Here is a 2,782-nt window from a genome sequence, read left to right as displayed (position 1 = left end):
GAGCCGCACCGCCACCCCGGCCGCGCGGCCAATGGCCTGGGCCGTGAGGTGCGCACGCTGCAGGTCGCTGCTGTAGATGGCCTCGATGGCTTCCTGCGCCACCGCAGCGCCCACCCGCTCGGCCTGCCACAGGCCGGTGTCGTTGAGCGGGATGTCGGTGTGTCCCTGGATGCGGGCTTCGCGGTTCCATGCGGTTTCGCCATGGCGAACCGCGATGAGTCGGGTGACGGCGTCGGTCATGACGGCATCATGCACCAGCCATGCTGCACCGCACAAGACCGGGTTTTCAGACGCAAAAGCTCACACGCCCCACACGATGGGCTTGCCGCCGGCCTGTGCCTGCTCGATCAGGCGGATGAAAGGCGCGGCGCGCTGGCGCAGGCTGACGGGCTCGTCCTGGAAACCGACGGGCGGCTTGTCGTCCTGGCGCTTTTCAGCATCGGCGGCGTGGGTGCCTTCACCCGCCTGTGCCGTGTTGGGTGAGGCGGGCGAGTCAGGCAGCTGATCGGGGTCGAGCGCGCGGAAGGTGGACAAGGCGTGCGGCATGTCGGCCACCTCGAGGATGCCGGGCTGCGCAGCGGTCTTGCCCAGCAGCTTCAACAAGGCCTCGGCGTGCGCCGACAGCATCACGAGGTTGCCGGTGGCCTGGGATTTGAAGGTGACTGGCATGTGGCGATTGTGCGCCGACTTGCAGGCTCATGGCGCGCACACCGACAGCTGTCACGCAGGCATCAAGGCGCGGGCAGGCGGTCCTGCTGATGAAAGCGCGCCGCGTTGAGCCGATCGAGCCACTTCTCGCTGATGTTTTCGACGTCCACCAGGCCAAAGCCCAGCACCACCGCCTGTTGTGCCGCGGTCTCGGCTGGCTTGCGGCTGCGGTACATCTCCACCACGGCCACACCGGTGTCGTAGAGCTGCTGGTTGCGCTCTTGCAGGACGCGCTGGCGCTGCTCGCTGGTTTCGAGCAACTGGCGCACAGCCCGCAGGCTGCGCTGGCCATCACCCAGCTCTTTGGCCTGCTGGGTTTGCTGCGCCTTGGCCTCGGACAGCTGCTGCTGCACGGCTTCGAGCTCACCCTCGAGCTGCTTGACGCGCCCTTGCGATTGGCGCGACTGCGCCTGAGCACTGGCCAGCAAGCCCGATGACTTCTGGGCTTCAGCCTTGTCCTTGAGCGCTGCTTCGCGATCGGTGGCGCATTGCGCGCGCTCGCGCTGCAAGGTGGCGACCTCGTCCTGTGCGGCCCGCAGCGCCAGCTGTGCGCGGCGCAGCGCTTCTTTCTCGCGGCTGCCTTTGTCCTGCGCCCAGCCTGGTGAGGCGATGGCGCAGGACGCCAGCACCAGGGCGGCCATCAGCCCAGGGCGCCACCGACTGATCGCGGTGTGATGTGGGTGTGCGTTCATGTCGAGGCTCCGATCAGAAACGCGAGTTCAGCTCCACCTGCAGCACGTCGACGCGCTGGCGGATGCTGCTGAGGTTGGGCACCTCGGCGCCGTCGCTGAGCGTTTCGGTGCGGCCGTCGGTGAGGTTGCGGGTGCTGGTCAGGCGCAGGCCCAGTGAGGTGCGCGGGCCCACGTAGTAGGCCCCGCCCAGCGTCCAGCCAACGTAGTTGGTGCCACCCAGGTGCCAGGTGGTGTCGGTGAAGGCGTCCACCCACGCATCGCGCTCGAAACGGCGCCAGCCGAGGTAGGCCGACCAGTCGCCCAGCAGCTCCTGCTTGGTCGAGCCGATCTGCGCGCGCGCTTGCCAGGCGTTGGTCTTTTTGGCCAAGTCGATGTTGGCGCCGGGTTGGGCGCGGCGGCGGATGTCGGCCTGGCTGAAGCCGGTGTTGTGGATGAAGTCGGCGCTGATGCGCATGCTCAAGCCTTCGAAACCCTGGTGGTTGTAGGCCGCACTCAAGGTCAAGGGCCTGAACTTGCTGGCCAGGCCCCAAACGGGCGCCACCGCCGTGGCTGAACCCGCAGCAGCCACCGGCTGGTTGATGCGGATGAGCGTGTTGCCGCGCTGGCGAACAGCCTTTTTGTATTCGCTGGAGAGGTAGCTCTTGTCGGCCGCGCTGAAGGTGTTGGCCGTGTCCCGGTACATCGGGTCGAAGTTGCCTTCGATGTTGTTGAAGTCGTAGTAGCCCAGGCCGATGTCGAACTGGCTGCTGGCGTCGGGCTTGAAGATGGCGCCCACCTGAGCGCCATACAGCCAGGCATCGGCCGCGTCGCTTTGGAACTCGCTGAGCGGGAAGGCGCCGGCGTTGACGAACACCTTGTTGGCGTCGTTGAAGGCGTGCGTGGCCTTGACCGCCACGCCATCGAAGTTCATGTCGTCGGGCCAGATGAGGTCGCCACCGAAGTAGGGGCTGCTGAAGCGCCCAACGGTGGCCGTGACGTCGGGCTGGTGCGGCGTCCACTGGATCCAGGCGCGGTCGAGCAGCACGCTGTACTTGCTGAAGTTGCCGTTGCTGCCGCCCAGGGTCTGCGAGGTGGACAACGCTTGCGCATTGCCCGTGCTCAGGCGCAAGCCGGTCTTGAAGCCGAAGGCCAGGTCGCTGGTCAGGCCGAAACGGGCGCGCAGGGTCATGCGGTCGCGGCGGTCCTGGGTGTTGGTCAGGTCAGGCGACCAGGCGATGGGGCCCTCGTAAGCGGCGTCGTTCTGGAAGGCCAGGCCTTCGCCTTCGGCGGCCGAGACGTTGCGGCGGTCCCAGTCTTCCGACTGCAGGCGAAAGCGCACGTCGCCTTCGAAGTTGATGCGGCGTGCCCAGGCCGGCAGCGCACCCGGCTCGCCCCATCGCTCG

Annotated in this window: 3 protein-coding genes and 1 pseudogene; all 4 read right to left on the bottom strand. The window is 67.3% G+C overall.

Annotation, left to right across the window (positions count from 1 at the left end):
- Window positions 1-240, bottom strand: a pseudogene (locus B2W70_RS05645) (histidine phosphatase family protein); the annotation flags it as partial.
- A gap of 60 nt (window positions 241-300) precedes the next feature.
- Window positions 301-669 carry a DUF1840 domain-containing protein gene (locus tag B2W70_RS05640; RefSeq protein ID WP_286743684.1) on the bottom strand — a complete coding sequence of 123 codons (369 nt, stop codon included), beginning with the start codon at window positions 667-669 and terminating at the stop codon, window positions 301-303.
- A 62-nt stretch (window positions 670-731) separates the two neighbouring features.
- A complete protein-coding gene (locus tag B2W70_RS05635) occupies window positions 732-1,400 on the bottom strand; it encodes a hypothetical protein (protein ID WP_286743682.1) in 669 nt (222 codons plus the stop codon).
- A 13-nt stretch (window positions 1,401-1,413) separates the two neighbouring features.
- A partial coding sequence (locus B2W70_RS05630) for a putative porin (protein ID WP_286743681.1) occupies window positions 1,414-2,782 on the bottom strand: 1,369 nt, incomplete at its 5' end.

Source organism: Aquabacterium sp. UBA2148 (assembly GCF_002328915.1).
GTDB classification, from domain to species: domain Bacteria; phylum Pseudomonadota; class Gammaproteobacteria; order Burkholderiales; family Burkholderiaceae_C; genus Aquabacterium; species Aquabacterium parvum.
Note: the sequence above shows the minus strand (reverse complement) of the source record. Positions and strands in the feature narration are given on the sequence as shown.

Coding starts and splice junctions, on each gene's coding strand:
- B2W70_RS05640 (WP_286743684.1), bottom strand. CDS start 669: ATGCCAGTCACCTTCAAATCCCAGGCCACCGGCAACCTCGTGATGCTG.
- B2W70_RS05635 (WP_286743682.1), bottom strand. CDS start 1,400: ATGAACGCACACCCACATCACACCGCGATCAGTCGGTGGCGCCCTGGG.